The organism is Mycetohabitans endofungorum (assembly GCF_037477895.1).
Classification (GTDB): domain Bacteria; phylum Pseudomonadota; class Gammaproteobacteria; order Burkholderiales; family Burkholderiaceae; genus Mycetohabitans.
This window is the reverse complement of the sequence record NZ_CP132744.1, coordinates 1538590-1564033: the sequence shown is the minus strand read 5'-3', so window position 1 is coordinate 1564033 and position 25444 is coordinate 1538590. Positions and strand designations below refer to the sequence as shown.

The 25444-nt window shown below is 61.0% G+C and carries 20 protein-coding genes, 1 tRNA gene and 2 pseudogenes; 18 read left to right on the top strand and 5 right to left on the bottom strand.

The window, feature by feature from the left end; genetic code table 11:
- Positions 1-432: 432 nt before the first annotated feature.
- The 5 genes from typA to zapE all read left to right on the top strand — a co-directional run bounded on the left by typA (position 433) and on the right by zapE (position 9535).
- A complete protein-coding gene (gene typA, locus RA167_RS06720) occupies positions 433-2259 on the top strand; it encodes a translational GTPase TypA (protein WP_076784963.1) in 1827 nt (608 codons plus the stop codon).
- 336 nt (positions 2260-2595) lie between these two features.
- Positions 2596-5451 carry a 2-oxoglutarate dehydrogenase E1 component gene (locus RA167_RS06715; protein WP_076784962.1) on the top strand — a complete coding sequence of 952 codons (2856 nt, stop codon included), beginning with the start codon at positions 2596-2598 and terminating at the stop codon, positions 5449-5451.
- A 113-nt stretch (positions 5452-5564) separates the two neighbouring features.
- Positions 5565-6869: a 2-oxoglutarate dehydrogenase complex dihydrolipoyllysine-residue succinyltransferase gene (odhB, locus tag RA167_RS06710; protein WP_076787154.1), complete on the top strand. Its 1305-nt coding sequence runs from the start codon at positions 5565-5567 to the stop codon at positions 6867-6869.
- A 15-nt stretch (positions 6870-6884) separates the two neighbouring features.
- Positions 6885-8315 (top strand): dihydrolipoyl dehydrogenase, encoded by a 1431-nt coding sequence (gene lpdA / locus RA167_RS06705; RefSeq protein ID WP_076784961.1) that lies wholly within the window; start codon positions 6885-6887, stop codon positions 8313-8315.
- A 122-nt stretch (positions 8316-8437) separates the two neighbouring features.
- Complete coding sequence (gene zapE / locus RA167_RS06700; protein WP_076784960.1) at positions 8438-9535, top strand: cell division protein ZapE; 1098 nt, start codon at positions 8438-8440, stop codon at positions 9533-9535.
- A gap of 132 nt (positions 9536-9667) precedes the next feature.
- On the opposite strand, the gene RA167_RS06695 is transcribed toward zapE, so the two are convergent.
- The gene (locus RA167_RS06695; RefSeq protein ID WP_076787152.1) at positions 9668-10141 is read right to left on the bottom strand and encodes a DUF2147 domain-containing protein; all 474 of its coding nucleotides are present in this window, start codon (positions 10139-10141) and stop codon (positions 9668-9670) included.
- A 228-nt stretch (positions 10142-10369) separates the two neighbouring features.
- Here RA167_RS06695 and RA167_RS06690 point away from each other — a divergent pair.
- Together RA167_RS06690 and RA167_RS06685 are read left to right on the top strand one after the other, a co-directional pair.
- Positions 10370-10547, top strand: a pseudogene (locus RA167_RS06690) (helix-turn-helix domain-containing protein); the annotation flags it as partial.
- A 76-nt stretch (positions 10548-10623) separates the two neighbouring features.
- Complete coding sequence (locus RA167_RS06685) at positions 10624-11343, top strand: DUF2968 domain-containing protein (protein ID WP_076784959.1); 720 nt, start codon at positions 10624-10626, stop codon at positions 11341-11343.
- A gap of 221 nt (positions 11344-11564) precedes the next feature.
- On the opposite strand, the pseudogene RA167_RS06680 reads toward RA167_RS06685, so the two are convergent.
- Positions 11565-12590: pseudogene (locus RA167_RS06680) on the bottom strand (AI-2E family transporter); the annotation flags it as partial.
- A gap of 328 nt (positions 12591-12918) precedes the next feature.
- Here RA167_RS06680 and RA167_RS06675 point away from each other — a divergent pair.
- Complete coding sequence (locus tag RA167_RS06675; RefSeq protein WP_076784958.1) at positions 12919-13275, top strand: chemotaxis protein; 357 nt, start codon at positions 12919-12921, stop codon at positions 13273-13275.
- A 183-nt stretch (positions 13276-13458) separates the two neighbouring features.
- On the top strand, positions 13459-13995 hold the full coding sequence (locus tag RA167_RS06670) for a DUF4142 domain-containing protein (protein WP_076784957.1): 537 nt from the start codon (positions 13459-13461) through the stop codon (positions 13993-13995).
- Between the two features lie 179 nt (positions 13996-14174).
- Here the strand turns inward: RA167_RS06670 and RA167_RS06665 are convergent, their stop codons facing one another.
- Complete coding sequence (locus tag RA167_RS06665; protein WP_237574263.1) at positions 14175-14984, bottom strand: MipA/OmpV family protein; 810 nt, start codon at positions 14982-14984, stop codon at positions 14175-14177.
- A gap of 501 nt (positions 14985-15485) precedes the next feature.
- On the opposite strand from RA167_RS06665, the gene RA167_RS06660 reads away from it, so the two are divergent.
- Both RA167_RS06660 and RA167_RS06655 read left to right on the top strand, forming a co-directional pair.
- A complete protein-coding gene (locus tag RA167_RS06660; RefSeq protein WP_338876554.1) occupies positions 15486-15998 on the top strand; it encodes a ferritin-like domain-containing protein in 513 nt (170 codons plus the stop codon).
- A 31-nt stretch (positions 15999-16029) separates the two neighbouring features.
- A complete protein-coding gene (locus tag RA167_RS06655; protein ID WP_076784954.1) occupies positions 16030-16287 on the top strand; it encodes a hypothetical protein in 258 nt (85 codons plus the stop codon).
- Positions 16288-16462: 175 nt separating this feature from the next.
- Here RA167_RS06655 and RA167_RS06650 read toward each other — a convergent pair whose 3' ends face one another.
- Positions 16463-16621 (bottom strand): CBS domain-containing protein, encoded by a 159-nt coding sequence (locus RA167_RS06650; RefSeq protein ID WP_083705947.1) that lies wholly within the window; start codon positions 16619-16621, stop codon positions 16463-16465.
- 549 nt (positions 16622-17170) lie between these two features.
- On the opposite strand from RA167_RS06650, the gene RA167_RS06645 reads away from it, so the two are divergent.
- Positions 17171-18613, top strand: coding sequence for a hypothetical protein (locus tag RA167_RS06645; RefSeq protein WP_076784953.1), 1443 nt, complete (start codon positions 17171-17173; stop codon positions 18611-18613).
- A 50-nt stretch (positions 18614-18663) separates the two neighbouring features.
- On the opposite strand, the gene RA167_RS06640 is transcribed toward RA167_RS06645, so the two are convergent.
- Entirely contained in the window at positions 18664-18882 is a 219-nt protein-coding gene (locus tag RA167_RS06640) for a hypothetical protein (RefSeq protein ID WP_422393162.1), read from the bottom strand.
- Positions 18883-19230: 348 nt separating this feature from the next.
- Here RA167_RS06640 and RA167_RS06635 point away from each other — a divergent pair.
- From RA167_RS06635 to rpiA, 6 genes are all read left to right on the top strand, one after another.
- Positions 19231-19315 (top strand) — tRNA-Leu (locus RA167_RS06635).
- 301 nt (positions 19316-19616) lie between these two features.
- Positions 19617-22091, top strand: a complete 2475-nt coding sequence (gene rnr / locus RA167_RS06630) for a ribonuclease R (protein ID WP_076784952.1) — start codon at positions 19617-19619, stop codon at positions 22089-22091.
- Positions 22092-22232: 141 nt separating this feature from the next.
- Positions 22233-22982, top strand: coding sequence for a 23S rRNA (guanosine(2251)-2'-O)-methyltransferase RlmB (gene rlmB / locus RA167_RS06625; protein WP_076784951.1), 750 nt, complete (start codon positions 22233-22235; stop codon positions 22980-22982).
- 658 nt (positions 22983-23640) lie between these two features.
- On the top strand, positions 23641-24252 hold the full coding sequence (locus tag RA167_RS06620; protein ID WP_338876549.1) for a hypothetical protein: 612 nt from the start codon (positions 23641-23643) through the stop codon (positions 24250-24252).
- A 56-nt stretch (positions 24253-24308) separates the two neighbouring features.
- Positions 24309-24584, top strand: a complete 276-nt coding sequence (locus RA167_RS06615; RefSeq protein ID WP_076784949.1) for a hypothetical protein — start codon at positions 24309-24311, stop codon at positions 24582-24584.
- A 64-nt stretch (positions 24585-24648) separates the two neighbouring features.
- Positions 24649-25347: a ribose-5-phosphate isomerase RpiA gene (rpiA, locus tag RA167_RS06610; RefSeq protein ID WP_076784948.1), complete on the top strand. Its 699-nt coding sequence runs from the start codon at positions 24649-24651 to the stop codon at positions 25345-25347.
- Positions 25348-25444 lie beyond the last annotated feature (97 nt).

The following is a 25444-nucleotide window of genomic DNA, read 5'->3' as shown; positions in this document are numbered from 1 at the left end:
GCCTGCGTACTGGTAATGCCTAGTTCGGCCATCGTTTGCTGAGACACCATGTTCCAGATGTTCGAGCGGACCCGCGCGAGCAGATAGCCGACGCTCTCGTCGAAAGGGTAATTGGCGATTTCGGGCGGCAATCCGGCGTTCGGACTCGACATAAAAGGTGTACCGGCAATAGTTGACTTGACATGAATTATAGGAGCCGCCGTGAGGCATCGCAACGGGATTTTCCGCAAAACTGCTTAAAATCGTAGGGTGGTTCGCCATGCGCACCGCGTACGCATGGCGCGGACGCCACAGCGTGGTAGAATCTTTGGTTTCCAATTTGGCGCCCGTGCCTGCGTCGCCCGCCGCTGCGGTGCGATCTCCGGGCTGCGTGCAGCCGCTTTGCCTTGCGTCGGCCCGCTTCGCCACGCACCGCGTTAGAACGACTCCTCTATGACACGCCCGCTCCGCAATATCGCCATCATCGCGCACGTCGACCATGGCAAGACCACGCTCGTGGACCAGCTGCTCCGGCAGTCCGGCACGTTCCGTGAAAACCAGCAAGTCGCCGAGCGCGTGATGGACTCGAACGACATCGAGAAGGAGCGTGGCATCACGATCCTCGCGAAGAACTGTGCTGTTGAATACGAAGGCACGCACATCAATATCGTTGACACGCCGGGGCACGCTGACTTCGGCGGCGAAGTCGAGCGCGTGCTGTCAATGGTGGACTCGGTGCTGCTGTTGGTCGACGCGGTCGAAGGGCCGATGCCACAGACGCGCTTTGTCACGAAGAAGGCGCTGGCGCTCGGGCTCAAGCCGATCGTGGTCGTCAACAAGATCGACCGTCCGGGCGCGCGGCCGGACTGGGTGATCAACCAGACGTTCGATCTGTTCGACAAGCTTGGCGCAAACGACGAACAGCTCGATTTCCCGGTGGTTTATGCATCGGCGCTGAACGGCTATGCCAGCTTGGACGCGCAGGTGCGCGAAGGCGACATGCGCCCGTTGTTCGAAGCGGTACTGCAATACGTGCCGGTGCGCGCGGCCGATCCGGACGCGCCGCTGCAGTTGCAGATCACGTCGCTAGACTATTCAACCTATGTCGGTCGCATCGGCGTGGGCCGCATCACGCGCGGGCGCATCAAGGCCGGCCAGCCAGTCGTGATGCGTTTCGGCCCGCAGGGCGAGCCGTTGAACCGCAAGATTAATCAGGTGCAGGTCTTCAAGGGGCTGGAGCGCGTGCAGGTGGACAGTGCCGAGGCTGGCGACATCGTGCTGATCAACGGCATCGACGATGTCGGCATCGGCGCGACGATCTGCGCGCCGGACGTGCCGGACGCGCTACCGATGATTACCGTCGATGAGCCGACACTGACGATGAACTTCTGTGTGAACACGTCGCCGTTGGCGGGCAAGGAAGGCAAGTTCATTACCAGCCGCCAGATCCGCGAGCGACTGAACCGGGAGCTGAATCATAATGTCGCGTTGCGGGTCAAGGATACCGGCGATGAGACGGTGTTCGAAGTGTCCGGTCGCGGCGAGCTGCATTTGACTATCTTGATCGAGAATATGCGTCGCGAAGGCTACGAACTCGCGGTATCGCGTCCGCGTGTGGTGGTGCGCGAGATTGATGGTGTTAAGCACGAGCCGTACGAGTTGCTGACCGTGGATCTCGAGGACGGTCATCAGGGCGCCGTGATGGAGGAGCTGGGTCGCCGCAAGGGCGAGCTGCTTGACATGGCGTCTGACGGCCGCGGGCGTACACGGCTGGAATATCGGATTCCGGCGCGTGGACTGATCGGCTTCCAGAGCGAGTTTCTCACGCTGACGCGCGGCACGGGCCTGATGAGTCACATCTTCGATGCATACCAGCCGATGCGAGATGGCACGATCGGCGAGCGGCGCAACGGCGTGTTGATCTCGCAAGATGACGGCGCCGCGGTCGCGTACGCGCTGTGGAAGCTGCAGGATCGTGGTCGCATGTTCGTGTCGCCGGGCGACGCGCTGTACGAAGGGATGATCATCGGCATCCACAGCCGCGACAATGACCTGGTGGTCAATCCGATCCGCGGCAAGCAGCTGACGAACGTGCGCGCATCGGGGACCGACGAGGCGGTGCGCCTTGTTCCGCCGATCCAGTTGACGCTCGAGTACGCGGTCGAGTTCATCGACGATGACGAGCTTGTCGAGGTCACGCCGCAGTCGATCCGACTGCGCAAGCGACACCTAAAGGAGCACGAGCGCCGGCGCGCGAGCCGCGAGGCTGCGGCCGACTGACGTGCGTCGCTGTAGCGATGCCGCCGGCGGGCGAAGTCCATTGTGCCGTATCGGCGTCATGCCCGCATGAGCCGGTGTGGCGTTTTTGTATCGGTGTGGTGGTGGTGTGGTGCGGGCGATCCGTCCTCGATCCGCTCCGTTCAGGTCCGGCATCGGCCCGCTTGCAAATGAGGCAAATAGCCGCAATAGGCTAAACGTGATAAGCTTCGCCGATGCATGTTTTAGGTCCTTCCCAGCAGACTTGATTCGCGCAATCCGCTACACGGTCAGGCCGTCGCGCGGAAGGTTTCGTAACCCGCTATTTCTCGAGAAACTCGAAGAAAGGTGAGCGTCAAAATGATGAAGCAATTCCAGCTGAACTCGTATTTGTTCGGCGGCAATGCTCCGTACGTCGAAGAATTGTACGAAGCATATCTCGATAATCCGGCGTCCGTGCCCGAGAACTGGCGCAGCTACTTCGATGCCTTGCAAAACGTACCTGCGTCGGACGGCTCGAATGTGAATGACGTGGCCCACGCGCCGATCGTCGAGTCCTTCGCCCAACGAGCCAAAGCGAACGCATTCATTCCACGTGGCGGCAACAACGACCTGTCCACTGCGCGAAAGCAAGTCTACGTTCAATCGCTGATCGGCGCCTATCGCTTCCTCGGCTCGCAATGGGCCAACATCGATCCTCTAAAGCGCCGCGAACGTCCGCATATTCCCGAACTCGAACCTGCGTTTTACGATTTCACCGAAGCCGACATGGACCAGACGTTCCATGCGACGAACCTGTACTTCGGTTTTGAGCAAGCATCGTTGCGCGACATCGTGAAGGCGCTGCGCGACACGTATTGCGGCACGATCGGTGCGGAATTCATGTACATCAGCGATCCAGAGCAGAAGCGCTGGTGGAAGGAGCGGCTGGAGTCCACGCGCTCAACGCCGAATTTCTCCACCGACAAAAAGAAGCACATTCTCCAGCGGTTGACCGCGGCCGAAGGCCTGGAGCGCTACCTGCACACGAAGTACGTCGGTCAGAAGCGTTTCTCGCTCGAAGGCGGCGAGAGCTTCATCGCGGCGATGGATGAGGTCGTGCACCATGCAGGCAGCAAAGGCGTGCAGGAAATCGTGATCGGCATGGCCCACCGTGGGCGCCTGAACGTGCTCGTCAACACGCTCGGCAAGATGCCGGCGGACCTGTTCGCCGAATTCGAAGGCAAGCACGTCGACGATCTGCCGGCTGGCGACGTGAAGTACCACAAGGGCTTTTCGTCCGATGTCTCGACGGCTGGCGGCCCGGTGCACCTGTCGCTGGCGTTCAATCCATCGCACCTGGAAATCGTCAACCCGGTGGTGGAAGGCTCCGCGAAGGCGCGCATGGACCGTCGTGGCGACCTGGACGGTCTGCAGGTGCTGCCGGTGCAGATTCATGGCGATGCGGCCTTTGCCGGCCAGGGTGTCGTGATGGAGACGCTGAATCTGGCGCAAACGCGTGGCTATGGCACGTACGGCACGCTGCACATCGTGATCAACAACCAGATCGGCTTTACCACGTCCGATCCGCGCGATGCGCGCTCGACGCTGTATTGCACCGACGTCGTGAAGATGATCGAGGCGCCGGTGTTGCATGTGAACGGCGATGACCCAGAGGCCGTCGTGTTCGCCACGCAACTGGCGATCGATTTTCGGATGCAGTTTCACAAGGATGTCGTGATCGACATCGTCTGTTTCCGTAAGCTCGGTCACAACGAACAGGATACGCCGGCGGTCACGCAGCCGCTGATGTATAAGAAGATCGCGCAGCATCCCGGCACGCGCGCGCTGTATGCGGAGAAACTGCTAACGCAGGGCGTGATCGGTGCCGACGAAGCCGATCAGTATGTGAAGACATACCGTAAGGCGATGGACGAGGGGCATCACACGGTCGACCCGGTGCTGTCGAACTACAAGAGCAAGTATGCGGTCGACTGGGTGCCGTTCCTGAACCGCAAGTGGACCGATGCGGCAGATACTGCAGTGCCGCTGGCCGAGCTCAAGCGCCTGGCCGAGCGGATCACGACGATCCCGGAGAATTTCAAGCTGCACCCGCTGGTTGAGCGCGTGGTCAACGACCGTCGCAAGATGGGCGCCGGTGAACAACCGCTCGACTGGGGCATGGGTGAGCACCTCGCGTTTGCATCGCTGGTCGCCTCCGGCTACGCGGTGCGCTTGACCGGACAGGACTCGGGCCGTGGCACCTTCACGCACCGCCATGCGGTGCTGCATGACCAAAATCGCGAGCGCTGGGATGATGGCACGTATATTCCGCTGCAGAATGTCGCGGACGGGCAGGCGAGCTTCACCGTCATCGATTCGGTGTTGTCCGAGGAAGCGGTGCTCGGCTTCGAGTATGGATATTCGACGGCCGAACCCAATACGCTGGTGGCATGGGAGGCCCAGTTCGGTGACTTCGCCAATGGCGCACAAGTCGTCGTTGACCAGTTCATCTCGTCCGGCGAAGTTAAGTGGGGCCGCGTGTCCGGGCTGACGATGCTGCTGCCGCACGGCTACGAAGGGCAGGGTCCGGAACACTCGTCGGCGCGCATCGAGCGGTACTTGCAATTGTGCGCGGAGCACAACATGCAGGTCGTGCAGCCGACGACGCCGGCACAAATGTTCCACCTGCTGCGTCGCCAGATGATCCGGCTGTTCCGAAAGCCGCTGATCGTGTTGACGCCGAAGTCATTGTTGCGCCACAAGGAAGCGGTGTCGGACCTGTCCGAGTTGGCGAGCGGCGCGTTCCATCCGGTGCTCAGCGAGACCGATGCGTCGATCGATCCGAAAAAGGTCAAGCGTGTGCTCGTTTGCTCAGGGCGTGTCTACTACGATCTGATCGCCCATCGCCGCGAGGCAAAGAACGCCGACGTCGCGATCTTGCGTATCGAGCAACTTTATCCGTTCGCGCACAAGCAGTTCGAAGCCGAGCTGAAGAAGTACGATAACGCGACCGAGGTCGTCTGGGTGCAGGATGAACCACAGAATCAAGGACCCTGGTTCTACATCGAGCACCACCTCGCCGAAGGGATGCGGGACGGTATGAAACTCGCGTACAGCGGGCGTCCGGCGTCCGCGTCGCCGGCGGTCGGCTACTACGCGAAGCACTACGAGCAGCAGAAGGCGCTGGTCGAGGGTGCGTTCGGCCGGCTCAAGAGCGCGACGCTGATCAAGTAATTACGCAACGATGAAGCCGAGGGGGGCGAATGCTCGTCCCCCCGGGGACCGTGCGCCGCGTCTCCAGCGCCTGGTCGCCCGATACGGCACGATACGTATTCAGGATAATGACGATGGCTATTGTTGAAGTTAAAGTTCCGCAGCTTTCGGAGTCGGTGTCCGAAGCTACGATGCTCCAGTGGAAGAAGCAACCGGGGGAAGCGGTTGCGCAAGATGAAATACTGATTGAGATCGAGACCGATAAGGTCGTGCTCGAAGTGCCGGCGCCGGCTGCGGGCGTGCTCGCTCAAGTGATCAAGCACGATGGCGACACAGTTGTTGCCGATGAGGTGATCGCCAAGATTGATACCGAAGCGAAGGCTGGCACTGCGGCGGGCGCGACGGCGACAGAAACAGCTGCCGCCGCCGCAGGCGCCGAAGTGAAGCCGGCGCCGCAAACCTCGCCGACTCCCGCAGCGCAACCGGCTGCGGCCGGCGGCGCCAGCAGCGCAATCGCGTCGCCGGCCGCCTCGAAGCTGCTCGCGGAGAAGAACCTGAGCGCCGGCCAGCTGAGCGGCACCGGCCGCGACGGTCGGGTGACCAAGGGTGACGTGCTAGCAGCTGGCGCGTCGCCGGCCGCCAAGCCGGCCGCGCCGGCCAGTGTCGCCGCGAAGGCGGCGCCGTCGCGTGCCGCGTTGCCGCAGGTCGCTGCGCCGGGTGCGGACACCTGGCTGACGGACCGCCCGGAGCAGCGTGTGCCCATGTCACGGCTGCGCGCGCGGATCGCTGAGCGCCTGCTCGAGTCGCAACAGACTAACGCGATCCTGACCACGTTCAACGAAGTGAACATGGCGCCGGTTATGGATCTGCGCAGCAAGTACAAGGATCGCTTTGAGAAGGAACACGGCGTGAAGCTCGGCTTCATGTCGTTCTTTGTGAAGGCGGCCGTGCATGCGCTGAAGAAGTTCCCGCTCGTGAACGCGTCGATTGATGGCAACGACATCGTCTACCACGGCTATTTTGACATTGGCATCGCGGTCGGCTCGCCGCGCGGCCTGGTTGTGCCGATCTTGCGCAACGCAGATCAGATGAGTCTTGCGGACATCGAGAAGAAGATTGCCGAGTTTGGTGCGAAAGCCCGGGACGGCAAGCTGTCGATCGAAGAAATGACTGGCGGCACGTTTTCTATCTCGAACGGCGGCGTGTTTGGCTCGATGCTATCGACGCCGATCATCAATCCGCCGCAATCGGCGATCCTCGGCGTGCATGCGACGAAGGAGCGGCCGGTCGTTGAGAACGGCCAGATCGTGATCCGTCCGATCAACTATCTTGCCCTGTCGTACGATCACCGGATCATCGACGGTCGTGAGGCGGTGCTGTCGCTCGTCGCGATGAAAGAAGCGCTGGAAGATCCGGCACGCTTGCTGCTCGACCTTTAAGCGAGGAATGTCTTCATGGCAAAAGAATTTGATGTCGTCGTGATCGGTGCGGGCCCCGGTGGCTACATTGCGGCAATCCGCGCCGCACAGCTCGGCAAGAGCGTTGCTTGTATCGAGAAGTGGAAGAACCCGGCCGGCGAACTCAAGCTCGGCGGCACCTGCCTGAATGTCGGCTGTATCCCGTCGAAGGCGCTGCTGGCCTCGTCCGAGGCGTTCGAGAATGCCTCGCATCACCTCGACGATCATGGCATTTCGGTATCGGACGTGAAGATCGATATCGCGAGGATGCATGCGCGCAAGGACGCGATCGTCAACAAGATGACCAAGGGCATCGAGTTTCTATTCCGCAAGAACAAGATTACGTGGCTCAAGGGACACGGCAAGTTCACCGGCAAGACCGACGCCGGTTATCAGATCGATGTCGTCGGTGAAGGCAGCACGGAGTCGGTGATCGCGCGCAACGTGATCATTGCAACTGGCTCGAAGGCGCGCCACCTGCCGTTTGCGAAAGTAGATAACCGGATTGTCGCGGACAACGAAGGGGCGCTGGCATTCGATTCGGTGCCTAAGAAGTTGGCGGTGATTGGCGCGGGCGTCATCGGGCTCGAACTGGGTTCGGTGTGGCGGCGCCTCGGTGCCGAGGTGACAGTACTCGAGGCGTTGCCGTCGTTCCTCGGCGCCGCCGATCAGGGATTGGCGAAGGAAGCCGCGAAGCAGTTCGCGAAGCAGGGATTGAACATTCACCTGGGCGTGCAGATCAGCGAGGTGAATGCGACCGATAACGGCGTAACGATCTCGTACGCGGACAAGGACGGTCACGCGCAGAAGCTCGAGGCTGACCGCTTGATTGTGTCCGTGGGCCGCGTGCCGAATACCGACGACCTCGGTCTCGAGGCGATTGGGCTGACGGTCAACGAGCGCGGATTCATCGACGTTGACGACCATTGCCGTACCAAACTGCCCGGTGTCTATGCGATCGGCGATGTGGTGCGCGGTCCGATGCTCGCGCACAAGGCCGAGGACGAAGGTGTACTGGTCGCCGAGGTGATTGACGGGCAAAAGCCGCACATCGATTACAACTGCATCCCGTGGGTCATCTACACGGAGCCGGAGATTGCGTGGGTCGGCAAGACCGAAGAGCAATTGAAGGCGGAAGGCCGACAGGTCAAGACCGGACAGTTCCCGTTCATGGCCAACGGACGTGCGTTGGGCCTCAATCGCGCCGATGGTTTCGTGAAGATGATTGCCGACGCGAATACCGATGAACTGCTCGGCGTGCATATCATCGCGGCGAATGCGTCCGATTTGATCGCCGAGGCGGTCGTCGCGATGGAGTTCAAAGCTGCATCGGAGGACATCGGGCGGATTTGCCATCCGCATCCGTCGCTTTCCGAAGTGATGCGAGAGGCGGCACTCGCCGTCGACAAGCGCGCGTTGAACATGTAACGCGAAGCCGGGTCCGCCTCGCGCCGAGGTGGATGCCGGGGCTGCCGGCCGGGCTGGCGTGAGCCCGCCATGCGACAGGCGGCGAAATGGGGCGGGTAACACCCGCCCATTTTCTTGCACCGATGAACGTCACCGAATACTACGAGAAGGAACTGGCTGAACGCGGCTATCAGGCCGATGTGGCGCAACAACGCGCGATCAGCCGACTGCAACGCTGCTATGACGACTGGGTAGCCTACAAGGCGCGGCGTTCCAATGCGCTTAGGCGGTGGATCATTCGACCGGAGCCGCCATGCGGAGTCTACATGTGGGGCGGCGTTGGGCGCGGCAAGAGCTTCCTGATGGATAGTTTCTATGCTGTCGTGCCGGTGCAACGCAAGACGCGGCTGCATTTTCACGAATTCATGCGCGAGGTGCACCGTGAGCTTGAGGTGCTTAAGGGTCGCGCCGATCCGCTGGACGAACTGGCACGATTGGTCGCGAAGCGTTATCGATTGATTTGCTTCGACGAGTTCCATGTTTCGGACATCGCTGATGCGATGATCCTTTATCGGTTGTTGTTGAAGTTGTTCGACAACGGCGTGCAGTTCGTGATGACGTCCAATTACGAACCCAGTACGCTATACCCCGAGGGGTTGCATCGCGACCGGCTGCTGCCTGCGATCGACTTAATCAACGAAAGGCTCGACGTGTTGAACGTGGATGCGGGCACTGACTACCGCCAGCGCACGCTGGCACAGGTGCAGACTTACCATACGCCGCTGGGCGCCCATGCCGACAGGGCATTGCGTGAGGCGTTCGCGCGGTTGGCTGGGGTACCAGACGAGAACCCGGTGCTGCATATCGAAAAACGCGAGATCAAGGCGCTGCGCCGCGCCGATGGTGTCGTCTGGTTCGATTTTGCGACGCTATGCGGTGGACCACGGTCGCAAAACGACTACCTGGAGTTGGCGACACGCTTTCACACGATCATTTTGTCGGACGTGCCGCAGATGGCGCCGCGTATGGCGTCTGAGGCGCGTCGCTACACGTGGTTGATCGACGTACTCTACGATTATAAGGTCAAGCTGTTGATGTCGGCCGCCGTGCCGGCCGAGCAGCTGTACGTGGAAGGGCCGATGGCCAATGAATTCGCGCGGACCGTGTCGCGCATTGTCGAGATGCAATCGAAGGAATATCTCGAAGCGCCGCGGCGCATCGTCGATACGTCATTGACGTGACAGTGCGCGGCCCCGTGGCCGTGCGTGGCGCGCCGTCGGCGTGCCGCAGTTCGATGGGCGCGTACCACGCGTGACTGCTGGCTGGCGGGGACATACTACGCGTGACTGCTGATTGACGAGGCGTGCAACGCGTTACTGCTGACGGTTCCATGTCTGTGAACGGCCGATCAGCGACACGCCGATATAACCGCGCACGACCAGCTTCTGGCCGTTGTCCTCGACGTGCATCTTGCACTTGTAGACCTTGCCGTTTTCCGGATCAAGGATATGGCCACCCTTCCAGCTGTCTCCGTCCTGCTTCATGCCGTCGATGATCGTCATGCCGAGCATCAACTGGTCTTTGCGCGCGTCCGTGCATGCGGTGCAGCGGCGATCGGGTTGGTCGTTTGTGGCCAGCCCCTTGACGATTTTGCCTGCCAGCGTGCTGTCGGCTTCCTGCGCGATCTGGACCAATGCCTTCGGTTGTCCTGTGTGGTCGTCGATTGTTTGCCAAACGCCAATCGGCGATGCGTTGTCGGCGGCGAGGGCGCTGGCATCCGATATGGGCAACGTAATCGCGACTAGCACGCCGCAGACCGCGCGGAGATTGAGCAACGCTTGTATCACGTCTTCCTCCTGATACGGGGCGTTATCGTCACGGGCCATGGTGGACCCGGTGCGATGGCGGTGTGCCGCGTCGCATGATGCAGGCGCGCGAACCGGCACATACTGACAGTGCGGTATGGCACGGCGTTGACGGTGCCACCGATCACGAAAAGCATACGGCAAAGCGGCGCTGCCGTTTGGTAGAACGACTTCTAAGCACACATGCGATCGCTGACATTGGCTCGTCGCGCCCAACCCGTGCCGGCCGATAGCATCCCCGAAGTGTTGGTCGATCGTAGTCAGTGGAATATGGCGGAATGCTCGCGAATTATTGCGGCGTTGTCATCAAAGCTGGAAGTGGCACGACACCGCGCAGCATCTGGGCTTTAGCCGCGCGGTACTATGGGAAAAGATGCATCAATACTAGATCTTGGACGAGGAACCCGAAACCCACGAATTTAAGTAATATTGACCCCACGAAAAAGCGCACACTCGGAAAACAAATGAATCAATTACCACGAGCAAGGGGTAGGGTGCTGACGGCGGTTGCCGCGGCCATCGTCAGTCAAGCAGCGACCGCGTGGGCCGGTGCGCCGTCACAGGAGACGGCCAGTAACGTCGCTATCACGCAGGAACCGGCTGCCAACGTTGTGTTGCCCGGCGCGGTGGCGCCCAGCGCCCCAACGGCTGACGAGGCGCACAATTCAACCGGCGGCAATGTCGCGGAATTGCAACGGTTGATCCACGCTTCGGCGTTGACCGAATTCCGCACGGCCTATAACGGCAGCTACGGTGCGAGCCTGCTGTTCTACGGCAAGGAGATGACCTATTACATTGCATTGTTCCAACAAAAAAACTTTTGGCGTGTGATCAAGACGCAGGACTCGGTCCGAGCCGAAGCCATCTATGCGGATTTAGTACGGCAGACCGTGCAACTGTCCGATATCGAAATTCGTCGTGCGCGGCTGGAGGCGCAGAAGGCATTCACCGACCGCATGATCGCGCTGTCGCGTGATCGAGCTGTGCGGCTGCAGGCAGACCTGAACGTGGCACGCGCGCAGGAGGCGGAAGTCACGACTCGCCAGAAACAGACCGCGGCGCAGGCGCAGGCACTGGGCGAGCAGAAAGCTGCTGCGCAAACGCAGCTGCGCGAGTTGCAGCGGCATATCCGTGACTTGCAACGTCAGACCGAAGCCGGCTTGCCGCGCTCGAAGCCCCGCTGAGCGGCGTGCCTGCCGCTACGTGACTGAGCTTCGCGCAGGCGATCGAGCGCACGGCGCTCGACACCGCGGGCAGCGGCAGTTGAACGCCGCGTATACGCATCGCTGGACAAGTCCTTGTGCCGCGGTGTCCGACGCCGCCGCCGCGCGCCGTTGCGCGGCGGCGGCGTCGCGCCATCGACAGCGGAGGGCGGATGGGTCTCGTCGCGCGCAATGAGCACTGAAATGTCCCAACACGCGATGAACAGCGCGGCAATCAATGGGCCGATGACAAAGCCGTTGATGCCGAACGTGGCCATGCCACCGACCGTGGAGATCAGCACGACCCAGTCAGGCAGCTTGGTGTCCTTGCCCACCAGGATGGGGCGCAGGAGGTTGTCCACGCCACCGATCACCAGTGAGCAGAACAAAACGAGCACGATCGCCTTCCACAACGGACCGGCCAGCAGGAAATAGATCGCCGCCGGTCCCCAGACCAGCGCCGAGCCGATCGCCGGCAGCAGTGACAGGAACGCTATCAACGTGCCCCACAGTAGCGAGCCGCTGATGCCGAGGATGAAGAAAATCAGGCCGCCGAGCAGGCCCTGCACCGCGGCCACCGCGATATTGCCCTTGACCGTCGCGCGCACCACGGTAGTGAACTTGCTGAGCAGCTTTTGCTTGTGCGAGTCGGCCAGCGGCACCGCTTCACGGATACGCAACGAGATGGCGCCGCCGTCGCGTAGCAGGAAAAACACCATATACAGCATGATGCCAAAGCCAACGGCGAACTGCAGCGTATTTTGGCCGATTTCGACCGCCTGCGCGGCCACGAATTGACTGATGCGGGCGGCCCCTTCGGTCAGCCTGGCTTGCAGGCTTTGCATGTCGGCCAAGCCGACGTCGTTCAGCCAGTGCTGCGCAAACGCGGGCAGCGCGCCGACCGCCTTTTGGAAATACAGCGTGATGTTCCACTGGCCGGTTTTAATTTGCTCGTAGGCGAATGAGACTTCCTGCACGAGCGTGCCAATCATCAGGCTCACAGGCAGGATCACGACCAGCACGCACAGGCTTAACGTCGCCAGGGCTGCGAGATTTGGGCGGTTGCCCAGCCGCATCGTCAGCGTGCGCTGTAACGGCTGGAATAGGATGGCCAAAATCGTGCCCCAAAAAATTGCGCCGAAGAACGGCAGCAGGATCCAGATGAGCGCGAACGATACCGCGAACAGTAGGATTTGAAAGCCTCTTTGATTCCGTGTGTCTTTGTTCATCATCCTGATCGGCCGTACCAGACGGGCCGCGCGTAGAGAGTAATGACGCTTGTCAAGCGCTTGTGCAGCGCAATCTTGACATGGTGCGTGCGGCGCGTCACGCGATTGCGCGACGCGGACGCGAAGACTAGCGTGGCGCTTGTCGCGCCGCTATGTTGATCGGCACATGCGGCCTAATGGCGTTCGGCGTTCCGTGCAATTGGCTCCTGAGCCGCCGTTATAGGACGTTTAGAACCACGTACTGAACGTGCCCAAACTTCGGATGCGCGGCATGGAATGGGGCACGGCGTCTGCTACTGTTGTATGCACACATTGCACGGAGAGCATTATGAACAGCACATTAGATCCCGACAACCATTTGCGGCAACCTCACGTGCCCGGCCATGATATCGAGGCGCTCGGCCCGGGCGATTCTTCGGACACCGGCAGCGACACGGTTGGCGCAAAGCGGTACGACTTCGATCGCGACACGGAGTTGGATAACCATGCGCTTGAAATGGGCATGGTGGAGCAACGCAGCGATACGGATCGGGCTGGCACAGGCGAGCGCGCCGCTGCCGATGGCGATGAGACGATAGAGCCGGATGCAGACGTGCTGCCGGATCGTATTGAGCACGTGCCTTCAAAGGATTCGGCTGACGTTGAAGTGAACGAATCTGCAGACGTCGGTGTACGCGTTCGTTGACATGGCGGCCGCGAGGCCGCGGGTGGCTGCCACGCTGCGCAATAACCCGTGAGCGTCTCAAATGAGGTGCGTGCTGTTGCAGTGGCTTTAGGTGTTGTTGCGGCACGGCACTTGCTACTGTCGTAGCCGAGCCGCGGTGGGGCTACGGCCAGGCTCACTCATGCCACTTTAATTGGAGAATCCATAATGAAGTTAACTACACTCGCTTGTATTGGTGCGCTGGTGCTTACTCCGGTGGTTCATGCTCAAACGCAGGCTGCGTCAACGACGGCCGCGAACCCGCTGTCAAGCGCGGACCGTGACTTCATACAGGCGGCCACGATGTCATCGTCAACCGAGATCGATGCGGGGAAGATGGCGCATAAGAATACGAGTAACCCAGACGTTAGATCCTTTGCGCGCCACATGATCGCCGATCATATGAGGCTGACGGTGCAGCTGAAAGCGGTGGCACCTCATGGTGTGGAAGTGCCTAAGGACAACTCCGACATTGCGCTACTCGAGTCACTTAAGCCGTTGACGGGCTCGGACTTCGACCATGCGTACGTGCGTAAAGTGGGTCTGGAGGCGCACCGCCAAGCCATCGCCGCATTTGAGAAAGAGGCCAAGGAGGGGGAAAATCCGTCGTTGAAAGAAGCAGCGCTAAAAGCTCTGCCCACCCTCAGAGAGCATTACTTGATGTCGCAGAAGCTTGCACAAAAGTTGGGGGTTGCCGAGTAAGCTGCGACGCAGGCCAGCCTGTGCCCGTACGGTAACGGGCGCAGGCCCGGCGCGACAGACTCGGTGTGTGTAGCGGCGGCTGCCGAGCCGTTACCGCCGGTTATTGCATGGTTATTGCGCGCCGCTGCAAGCGCGCATCGGCTTATCTGGCGAGATCGAGATGTTAGGAGACCGCGTCGTTAGAACTGGTAGTTAATCGACACGTCGCAGACGCCGTTGAGCCGAGATCGTGTGAGCGGACTGTCCACTGTGCTTCCCAGCATACGCTTGAAGGCGCCGTCGGCGCTGACGAACCAATGTTTATTTACGAAGTAAACCATCGTGATGCCGAAGCCCGCCGACTTCAGTCCGGCGCTTGCGTCATAGCGGCGATATCCGGAGCGCACGGCCTGATCGGCAGTCACGCCGAACCAACTGTTCATGTACTTCGAGTCTGCAAATGTCGCGGACGGACCCGCGAACCAATAGAACTTTTCTGAACTCCCCGGTAGGGGCATGTAGGTGCCCAGATCGAACGTCCAACCGTTCGAGCCGCCAAAGCTGCGTGTGGCTACGCCCCGGAGCGTCAGCGGAAACGCTTTTGAGACCACGTACTCGGCGGCGATTTTCATTTCTGGTGCCGGGTTGATGTTATCCAGACCAGCCAGCCGCGATGGGTCGTCGTGCGCGCGCCGGCCAAGATCGTATGCTGCCGCGACGCTCACGCGCCAATTCGGACCGTGCAGCACATTGACGCCGATGCCTTCGCCGGTCGATAAGAACGCAAGGTCGCGGTAGCGCACGTCCACGCTGGGGCCGACTAACGGGCGATACCGATTCTCACCCTCATAGCGCGGCGCGAATGTCGAGCCAATGCCGATCCTCGCTTGCCACTCTGGAATGGAGGACATGTACAGTTTTTGTAGTGGAACACCAGCCGAATACTGCCATTCGCCCAGCGGCGACGGGGTTTGCGCCTGCGTCGGCGCAGTGTAAATCGTCAATGCCATTGCGGCTGCGGCAAACAGGATGGCATCCCGTCGCAGTGAGCCGCGAACGCAACGCATTGAGCAGGGTCGTTGCTTCGCATTGCAGATGTCGAGCGCCATTGAATCTCCGATTGTTAAGCGGACGAGCGAGGTGAGCACATACTGTGCCAGCTGGACGCAGGGCCGTCCCGTCCCTGTATTGCGTTGCAGCCTCGCTGGGGTACCGCCATGTGCAGTTTGCGGCGAAGACTGGATGCGGCAACGACAGCGCAGTGTAGTGAAAAATTTGCCGTCATGGGGCGTTGTCTCGCGCCAGGCCACACGCCCGCTTACCTGGCTTCTCGGGCCGGCACTGGTTGATTGCGCACCGTACTATTGCCAGAACAAGTCGATCGCGATGAGCGGCCTGTATCGGATGCCACGCAGAGGCCACCGCGTCCTGCCGGGTATGACGGTTGCGCACACCGATGTGCCGCGCATGTCGCGCGGCGCGCTATACGGTGCGGTACCGGCGAGGAAAACATGATGACGAGCCCACGCGAACATATGATTGATTGGTTGAAGGATGCCTATGCGATGGAGCAGCATGCGGAGTCGATGCTCAAGGCGCAAGCGTCGAGGCTAGAACATTATCCCAAGCTCAAACAGCGCATCGAGCAGCACATTGACGAGACGCTGTCCCAGCAAAAGCTGCTCGAACAGTGCTTGGACCGGCTGGGCAGCAGCCCATCGACGATCAAGAACCTTGCCGCCCGGGCTGCCGCGTTTGGGCAGGCGCTCGGTGGGATGACCGTCACCGATGAGGTAGTCAAGGGCAGCATGGCCAGTTATGTGTTCGAGCACATTGAAATTGCCGCGTACACGGCATTGATTGCGGCCGCCCGCGTGGCCGGAGACGCGGAGACGCAACGTTGCTGCGAGCAAATCCTGCCGCAGGAGGTCGAGATGGCACGCTGGCTGCATGACAACTTACCGGACGTCGTGACCGCCTACCTGGCTCGTTCCGCGGGCGAGCGCGACGACGCCAAGCGTTGACGCTTGCTACGGGCACCCAAGGAACCCACTCATGGACAGGGCCAGCAGCTCGCCGAGCCGGCGCGGCTTCATTCGGATGCTCGCCTCCTATGGCGCACCAGCCGCCGCCGGCGCGCTGGCGACAGCGGCGGGCCGCACGCTCGGCGCAGCGCCGCAACACGGCGGCGTGCTGTGTTGCACCACGGGCACTAGCGGGTACGGTACGCAGTGGTCCTCGACGGCGTTGACGCCGGGGATGTTCTGCGCGGCGACGCGCATCGCCCTGATTTCGTCATCGCGCCATTGCTAGCCCCACAGGTGAACGATCCCGTTGCACATGAGGGTATTGTGCTTTGCAAACGTCCACTTGCGGTCCGCCAACTCACCCCTCAACCTCGCGCGCAATTTCGCGTCGCTTGCCGATGCGCCCGGTGGCGACGTATCTTTCGATGCTGTTCATCCGGGCGTAGTTCGCTGCGATGCCATTAATCCGCCTCGCTGAGTATGCCGACCAGCACGCCCGCGTCGTCAACCACCGGCACGCCGCCGATAGGGTGCTCAACTAACATCTTGGCGGCATCGCGCACCGTCATGGCAGGCGTCACGGTAATGACGCCCCTAGTCATCATGTCGATGGCTTTCATGGTCGTGTTCTCTCAAAGGTCGTGTCCTCTCAAAAAAGAACCAAATTGCAAAAGAATCAGATTGCCACGGATAGCTTGTCAGTTGGCGCGGGCGGTTGAGTTGATCGAAATCAAGCCTCGCCTTGAGGCGGCGTGTCGGTGTGCGACGTGTGATTGATTTCAGTCAAGGGCCCGGGCGCGGATTGAGGCGATCATTGATACGCGGAACGAATACTTGTGTTTGCGTCGTGTGCTCGGATGGCTGGTTACCGCAATGCTTATTGATTTGCATCATGGCGCACCGGCACGCGATACGCGGTGCTGCGCTTGTCGAGGTTGCGGCTTTGTACGACGGGCATCCGGCGAGCCAGCCTGCCGGGCGGCGAACCAGTTCACGAGGCGTATGCCAGAGGGAAAAATGAGTTATTTGACGTGGATGATCGGTGTGGGTGCGGCGCTGTGCGCGGGCTTTGCCAGTGCGATGTGGTTCGAGACGAATCGGGGTTCGATGCGCACCCCCTGTCCCGGGCGAATTGCGCCGACGGAGGAGTCGAAAAGGAGAACAGGATCTTGAAGGGGCGCACGAGCGACGCGATGCTTGGTGAGGCGGACCCGCACGCACTACGCCGTTACGCGACTTATCCGGAACGCGGGTGGTTCGTCGGCGCGTTCGACGAAGTGGCGCTGGCGGCCTGCTACGCCAGTGTGTCGCCCATCAGCGGCACTGGCTTGATCGACGGGGCGGGGACGGACAAGGCGCATATCGCGCTGTCGGTTGTCATACCGGCGCTTGCCCCCGGTAATGCCGCCTATCTGGCGTTTGCGCGCCGCATCGACGACGACATCGCGTTTCACCGGCAATGGGACCCGGCGCGATCCGGCGTCGCGGAGTTGCACTGGAGCGGCGAACTCGGCTTGCTCGGGGCAAGCGGCACCGCGCGGCTCGTTGCGTTGCTGCGGCAGCGGTTCACGTTCGCGCGCGATGCCCGCTGGTCGGTCTCGCTCGATTGGCGTGCCGCACACGACGAGACGTTACTCGACACGTTGATATTGAGCGGCTTCGCGCATCTCGAACTGCGCGGCGGCGCAGCGCCGATGCAGCGGCTTGACGGCATTGGTGGGGGCATGCGGTCGTCGGCGCTATCCCCGAACGTGGGCGAGCAGGGGCCAATGGACGCCGAGCAGTGGCGTTTGCCCGAGCTCGTCGCGCTGGCCCGCACACACGGTTTTGCATCCGTAGGAGCGGTGCTCGAGTACGGTGCAGGTCCATGCGGCCCGCGCGGCATCGCGCCGGGCGCGCCGCAATCGCCGGGCACGCTCCAGACGCTCGATGCATTGATCGCCGCGCGTGCCACGCGGATCCGTCTGCAAACGCGTTGCACACGCGCCGATGTGCTCGCCGAGCGAGTGGCGCTGGTCGAGCGGCTGCATGCGTGCGGCTACGTGCAATTGGGTATCGACGACTACGCGCAGCGCGACGATCCGTTGGTGTCGGCGCAGCGGTTTGGCCGTCTCGTATGCAAGCCGTTCGGTTTGTCCTCGCGTGCGACGCAATGTGTTGTGCCGCTCGGGCCGGGGGCGATCGGCGCCACCGCCGACGCCTATTTTCAGCACCTGGAGGAAGTCCCGTCCGTCCCCGTGCGTTCTATCGCAGGGCGCAAAGTCTACGCGCCCGGCTTGCGCGGATGGCGCTTGTCGGCCGACGACGCGATCCGTCGCACGGTCATCCAGTCGCTGGCCACCAATTTTTTTATTGACCGGCAGGCGATCGAACTGGCACACAACATTGAGTTTTCCGACTATTTCGCTAACGAGATCCGCGTGCTGTGCCGCTGCGCGAATGCCGGCCTGCTGTCATTAGAGGACAATTTCATCGAGACGACCGAGGCAGGGCGCGTGCGTTTGGGCAATTTATGCGGCATTTTTGACCGTTATCAACACCTGCACCATACGTGGCTGCGTTCACTGGCCGGCACGGCCCGCACGCTTGAGCCATTGCTTGCAGTGCGTTGAGTGCAGCATCTCATGTCGGGGAGGGGGGCTGGACGCGACGCGCGCTGGTTTCAGTGCGGAGATGCACGGGCTATCCGCTCGGTTGGCGTCGGCGCATCCACTTCGACGCTGAGCCAGCGAAATGCGTCGCGGGCGCGCACTGGCTTCGCGCGTTCGTCGATGCCAGCAGTGAAGACCAATGCGTCGAGTCCGCCTAGCGCTGCGTACAGTGAGCCGGTCTCTCGCACGATCTGATAGATGAATAGGTCGATCGCATGGGTAGCCCGCAGATCGAGGCTGACTTGCAGTGGCCCGTATGCCGCTGGACATGCCCGATACGCCCACAGCCCGGAGCGGGCGTATGTGCGATCAACGGCAATCCTATCTTGCTGCGGCCATTGGCCGAGAAATGGCTGCGGCCGGCGTGGGCCGCGCGGCCCGCGTCACCCGTTTCGCTCGGCGTCCACGCGAATGACCCGATCACTGACGCGTGGCTCCATACAACACCCAAAAACCGGACACACTACGTGCTATAGACTCGGACAATTCATGCGCTCACGACAATTTTTTATGTAATTGTTGACACTATGGAGACAGATCAGCATAATAGCGTTCTTCGCTGATTACGCAGCAAAGCCGCCCAGGTGGCGGAATTGGTAGACGCACTAGTTTCAGGTACTAGCGGGTAACTCCGTGGAGGTTCGAGTCCTCTCCTGGGCACCAACGGTTGCGCTGTCGTGATACGACGAAGTGGTACGAGAAACCCCGTAAGATAAAGGTCTTACGGGGTTTTTTGTCTTTTCAGCCGGCCAGCGGTAAGCCGGTGGTTCACCGGTGTCAACGTGCGCGCTGTCCGCCGCGCCGGCGCACCAAGCGCATCAGCCCTGCATTGGCCAAACCCGGTGTTAGAATCATTCTCCAGTGAGTTGGCCGGCGCCACTGTGCATCGGTCGGGCAGTGACGATGCGTGACACGCCAATCCGTGCGTCGCGCGCATTCACGATAACCATTCATCGACAAGGCTTTGAGCAAATACCCGTATCCGATTCCTAGCCGCGAAGAAATTCTCGGCGTATTGCGCACGACCGAACAGCCGCTTGCCGGCAATGACATTGCCGAAGCACTCGCGATCAAGCGCCAGGAGCGCGAAGGGTTTTTCAAGCGCCTCGGCGCGATGGAGCGCGATGGCCAGATCAAGCTCGACAAGCGTGGCTATTACCAGCTCACGCATCCGTCGAACTTTGTCGCCGGACGCGTTCAGGGCCATCGCGACGGCTACGGCTTCCTGATTCGCGATGACGCCGGTGTCGACCTATTCCTGTCCAATGCAGAGATGCAGAAGGTCATGCACAACGACCGGGTGCTTGCGCGCGTGACGGGTTATGACCGGCGCGGCCGTCCGGAGGCCCACATTGTTGAAGTCACCGAGCGGGCGAACAAGCGAATCATCGGCCGGTTGCTGAACGAGAACGGTGCATGGATCGTTGCGCCGGAGGACAAGCGGATCGGCCATGACATCCTTGTGACGCAGACGGGCAAGGTCAAGCCCAAGTCCGGCCAGGTCGTCTCGATCGAGTTAACGGATTTCCCGAGTCGTCATTCGCAGCCGGTCGGTAAGATCGTCGAGGTGCTGGGCGACATCGACGATCCCGGCATGGAAATCGAGATCGCTGTGCGCAAGTATGGCGTGCCGCACCGGTTCTCGGACGCGGCGCTGGCTCAGGCGGCCAAGCTGCCCGACGAGGTGCGCACAGCGGATCTGCGCCAGCGCGTGGACTTGCGTGATGTGCCGCTCGTGACGATCGACGGCGAGGACGCGCGCGATTTCGACGACGCGGTCTATTGCGAGCCAATCCGGATTGGCCGGCAGAACGGCTTTCGCTTGCTGGTCGCGATCGCCGATGTGTCCCACTACGTCACCGATGGCGATGGCCTCGATCATGACGCGCTTGAGCGTAGCACGTCGGTGTATTTCCCGCGCCGCGTGATCCCGATGCTGCCCGAGAAACTGTCAAATGGGCTGTGTTCGCTGAACCCGGACGTGGACCGTTGCACGCTTGTCTGCGACATGGTGATCAATTCGCGTGGCGACATCAAGGCATACCAGTTCTATCCGGCTGTGATGCATTCGGCCGCACGGCTCACGTACACTGAGGTGGCGGCCATCTTGTCGAACACGAAGGGGCCCGAGGCGGCGCAGCGCGGCGCGTTGCTGCCGCACCTGCAGCACTTGCACGGCGTGTTCAAGACGTTACTGCAGGCGCGCGAGAAGCGCGGCGCGATCGAGTTCGATACAACCGAGACCTATATCGTGTGCAACGCCCAGGGCAAGATCGAGCAGATCCTGCCGCGGCAGCGCAACGACGCGCACAAGCTGATTGAAGAGTGCATGCTGGCCGCCAATGTGTGCGCGGCCGATTTTCTCAAGCGCAACAAGCATCCGGGGCTGTATCGGATCCATGCGGGGCCGACCGAGGAGAAGCTGGCGAACCTTCGGACCTTCCTGCGCGGTTTCGGGCTGACGTTGGGCGGCGGCGATAAGCCACATGCAAGTGACTACGCGGCCTTGATGAAGCAGGTGCGGGAGCGTCCGGACGCATCGATGCTGCAAACGATGCTGTTGCGCTCGATGCAACAGGCGGTCTACAGTCCCGACAATATCGGGCACTTCGGCCTCGCCTATGACGCTTATGCGCATTTCACCAGTCCGATCCGTCGCTATCCGGATCTACTTACGCACCGGGCGATTCGTGCGATCCTGGCCGGCAAGAAATATCAGCCGCAACTTTGCGGCGACGTCGTGCTCAGCACTTCGCTGGCGCCTCAAGCACGTGCGTTGCAGCGAGAGGGCGAGCGCATGCATACAGGGGGCCGTTCGCACGATGCTATCTGGGAGGAACTCGGCCTGCATTGTTCGGCCAACGAGCGGCGCGCGGATGAGGCCTCGCGCGATGTCGAAGCGTGGCTCAAATGCTATTTCATGCGAGACAAGCTGGGCGAGGAATACGGCGGGATGATCAGCAGCGTGACGCCGTTTGGTATTTTCGTGCAATTGGATTCGCTGTTCATCGAAGGTTTGGTCCATGTCACCGAACTGGGCGCTGACTACTTCCAATACGACGAAATCAAGAATGAGTTGCGTGGCGAGCGCACCGGGATCCGCTTCCGTCTGTCCGAGCGTGTGCGTGTGCAAGTGAGCCGTGTCGATCTGGACGCGCGCAAGATCGACTTTCGGCTGGTGCGGGAGGTGTCGGTCAAGCCGGGGGCGCGTGCCGGCGCACGCGGCATACCGGCGACCGGTGGCGCTGCGGTCAACGTTAACGGGCAGGAGCCGCGCGTGCGCTCGCTCGTGGCATCCGATGGCGGTTCGCATGTGAAGCAGGCGGCGTCTGCGCCAAGTCCCCACGTCAAAGAGGCGCGCGCCGCCCGCGCCGCGGCGAAGAAACGTTCATCGGCCGGCACGGCCGCCAATGGCCGCACGCGCAGCAAGAAGCGATAGATAGATCGGGACGCAAGGCCGTCACAATACGGCGAATCGATGAAGGCACCGTAGTCGGCGCGTTGGCCACGCGCTCGGCTCCGAGGCGCGATGCTGTGGACTGGCATCGCGTGCGCCGCACTTTTTTTGAAAGCAGCGTTTATGGCACGTTTAAAGGTTCTATACGGATTCCATGCGGTTACGGCGCGCTTGCGTCATGATTCGTCCAGTATCGAAGAGATCTTGTACGATTCGACGCGGCGCGATCGCCGCATGCAGGATTTCCTGCAACTGGTGCAATCATCTGGGGTTCGATTGATTGCCGTCGAGGATGCACGGTTGCATGGCTTGGCCGGTACGCATCGGCACCAGGGTGTCGTCGCGCGCGCGACGGATCTACCGCTTGCGCAAAACTTGGCCGAGCTGCTCGACGCGCTGCCCGGGCCCGCGCTGTTGCTGGTGCTCGACGGAGTCACCGATCCGCATAATCTTGGCGCATGCCTGCGCGTGGCCGATGCGGCCGGCGCGCATGCGGTGATCGCGCCGCGAGATCGCGCGGTTGGACTGAATTCGACCGCTGCGAAGGTAGCCAGCGGCGCGGCCGAGACCGTGCCGTACATCACGGTAACCAACCTTGCCCGTACGCTGCGCGAGTTGAAGGACGCCGGCGTCTGGGTGATCGGCACGGCTGGCGACGCTCCGCGCAGCCTGTACGAGACCGCGCTTGATGGTCCAGTCGCACTGGTCATGGGCGCCGAAGGGGAGGGCATGCGCAGGTTAACGCGCGAGACGTGTGACGACTTGGTGTACATCCCGATGATGGGTAGTGTCGACAGCCTAAATGTATCGGTTGCCAGCGGCATTGGCTTGTTCGAGGCGGTCAGGCAGCGTAATCCCATCAAAAATCGATGATTTGCAGTGTGTATTGCGGCTTTGATTAGAGGTTGCAAATGCGTGCGCATGGGCACTATCTGTTTGCCGTGTTACGCTTATGTACGCTATTGGGTAATGTCGATTTCCTAATTGACACAACATCATCCTTCGCTCGCTTCTGGGAGACTCGCTGACAGTGTCGCAAGCCGCGTCTGCGTGCCGCACGCCTGGCGCGAGTGAAGCAAAAGAGACGGGGCCAGTCATAACGGCGGACACTAGGGGGCGAAGGGCAAAGTATTTCTGCGCTGTGTCGCTTATGCCGAGTTCCCTATCCTTCTTTTTCTAAAGATCTCCTATTTTACGTCAATCAGACTGCTTCTGCCGATTACCACAATGTAAAGACGGATGTAGCCATTTGGGCAAACTGCGAACGATGTTAAGCTTATTGAGGGCCGGATGTAACTCGGTACCTGTCCTTTCAATCAGGCTATGAAGTGTGCTATGAAAGGGGATTTACGCAGTATGGACAACGGAGATAATCATTAACCAAGTGCAATAAATCACTTGCTATTGCTGCTTTAACTGTGGCTTTTACGCAATACGGTTGTGGAGGGGGAGTGGTAAAATATCCAGTCCTGTAACGGACGTGCAGGGGTTATACGAGGGTGTAACCGACAAGGATCAGAAACTATCCGCTTTGATTCTTGATGATGGTTCATTTTTTGCATTTTACTGGAGCGAGGGCGGCTTGGAGCCCGGCGGGCTACTCATGGGCAATGTGAAAGCCTCGGGCGGCACGTTGTCATCGTCGGATGTGATTGACTATGACCTGACGCGTTCAAAAACACAGAAAGTTGCTATTTCTGCAACCTACGCGCCAAAGGATTGGTTGAATGGTACATCGGTCTATCCGGATGCGGGCGACGCAAGCTTTACCTTTACTACCCGATATAATGCGGACTATGAGCGGACGCCCACACTTACCACGATAGCAGGCGCTTACACAGGCACGACCCAAGGGTTACATGCGAGTAGTGCTACTGAGGTTTCCGTTGAGACTGACGGTTCTATAGCGTTTAATAGCGGCGCGTGCAGGGCGAAAGGGAAGATCGCGCCTCGTACTTCTTGGGACGTGTATTCTCTGACATTGAATTTTGACGAGTCTCCGTCTTGCTCATACTCTAGCCAAACGCTAACAGGTATTGCTACGGCGCTGGGTGACGAGGGGATACTCATAGTCGCTCGTGCAGCGGATACGTCACATCCGCTGCTGTTTGAGGGAAAAGCACCTAGCAGCGCCCAAGGCTAAAACTCGAAATCGGACTTAACCGACGGGCGGCGTCACACTTGCCGCCCGACTACATCATGCGGCCGATGACAGCGGATCCCGCTGATTGGGCGCGTCTTCCATTGGCGCTGCATAACGCGGATAGTTCACGTTCGTGGAAACGACCCAGCGGCCAGTTCGGTGCTGCCGACGCACCGTGTGCTGTGCGGGTGCTAAACGCGCTTCGGGCCATCGAACTATGCTGCGGTGATGCCGATGCGCAAAGCGAGGCGACTGTGTGCGCGCCGCTCGATAACTATCGCGTGATGATCCCGGCCATGACGCTGCCGGCGGCCGGCGACGATATGCATTGAATCGCGCCGCGGCCGCTCGGTTACACTGTTGCGTTCCTTGTATTTTTTCTGCCGTATTTTCTAGATGACTCAAGACGAACTCAAACGGCTCGTCGGCCAGGCGGCCGCTGACTATGTGAACGAGCAAGTGCCCGAGGGCGCGGTGATCGGCGTCGGGACCGGCTCGACCGCGAATTGCTTCATCGATGCATTGGCCGGCAGTCGCGAACGGTATCGCGGCGCAGTATCGAGTTCCGTTGCCACGACGAACCGGCTGCTATCGCACGGGTTTCGTGTATTCGAGTTGGGCGAGGTCGAATCGCTGCCGGTGTACGTCGACGGTGCAGACGAAATCGACCCGCATGGCGCGATGATCAAGGGCGGCGGCGGTGCGTTGACACGCGAAAAGATCGTCGCGTCGGTCGCCGACGTATTCGTTTGCATCGCGGACGGCAGCAAGCTGGTGCCCACGCTCGGGACGTTCCCGCTGCCGATCGAAGTGGTGCCGATGGCGCGTGTGGCGATCGGCCGCCGGATCGCGCAGGCGACCGGCGGCATGCCGGTGTTGCGGGTGAAACAGGATGGCACGCCGTATATCACCGACAATGGCAATGAGATCATTGACGTCAAGGGGCTCGCCATCGACGGCCCGGTGGCGCTCGAGCGCGACGTGAACCAATGGCCCGGCGTCGTGACCGTTGGGCTGTTTGCCGCGCGCGGCGCCGACCTGTGTTTGATTGGCACCGAGCGGGGGGTGCAGCGCATCGACTACGCGCGGCGTTGAACTGGGTTGCGCACCGGTGACGCGGTGCGCCATGCGGGGCGGTAGCGCGATGCGAGAGCGGGCACGCGGCGCACGACAGGCGACAACGCGCCGATTG

Bases quoted from the DNA above. Each gene is read 5' to 3' on its own strand.
- RA167_RS06650 (WP_083705947.1), bottom strand. From the start codon at position 16,621: ATGAAAGCCATCGACATGATGACTAGGGGCGTCATTACCGTGACGCCT.
- RA167_RS06665 (WP_237574263.1), bottom strand. From the start codon at position 14,984: ATGGCATTGACGATTTACACTGCGCCGACGCAGGCGCAAACCCCGTCG.
- rpiA (WP_076784948.1), top strand. From the start codon at position 24,649: ATGACTCAAGACGAACTCAAACGGCTCGTCGGCCAGGCGGCCGCTGAC.
- RA167_RS06660 (WP_338876554.1), top strand. From the start codon at position 15,486: ATGATGACGAGCCCACGCGAACATATGATTGATTGGTTGAAGGATGCC.
- RA167_RS06615 (WP_076784949.1), top strand. From the start codon at position 24,309: ATGCGGCCGATGACAGCGGATCCCGCTGATTGGGCGCGTCTTCCATTG.
- RA167_RS06715 (WP_076784962.1), top strand. From the start codon at position 2,596: ATGATGAAGCAATTCCAGCTGAACTCGTATTTGTTCGGCGGCAATGCT.
- typA (WP_076784963.1), top strand. From the start codon at position 433: ATGACACGCCCGCTCCGCAATATCGCCATCATCGCGCACGTCGACCAT.
- RA167_RS06685 (WP_076784959.1), top strand. From the start codon at position 10,624: ATGAATCAATTACCACGAGCAAGGGGTAGGGTGCTGACGGCGGTTGCC.
- zapE (WP_076784960.1), top strand. From the start codon at position 8,438: ATGAACGTCACCGAATACTACGAGAAGGAACTGGCTGAACGCGGCTAT.
- RA167_RS06655 (WP_076784954.1), top strand. From the start codon at position 16,030: ATGGACAGGGCCAGCAGCTCGCCGAGCCGGCGCGGCTTCATTCGGATG.
- odhB (WP_076787154.1), top strand. From the start codon at position 5,565: ATGGCTATTGTTGAAGTTAAAGTTCCGCAGCTTTCGGAGTCGGTGTCC.
- rlmB (WP_076784951.1), top strand. From the start codon at position 22,233: ATGGCACGTTTAAAGGTTCTATACGGATTCCATGCGGTTACGGCGCGC.
- lpdA (WP_076784961.1), top strand. From the start codon at position 6,885: ATGGCAAAAGAATTTGATGTCGTCGTGATCGGTGCGGGCCCCGGTGGC.
- RA167_RS06675 (WP_076784958.1), top strand. From the start codon at position 12,919: ATGAACAGCACATTAGATCCCGACAACCATTTGCGGCAACCTCACGTG.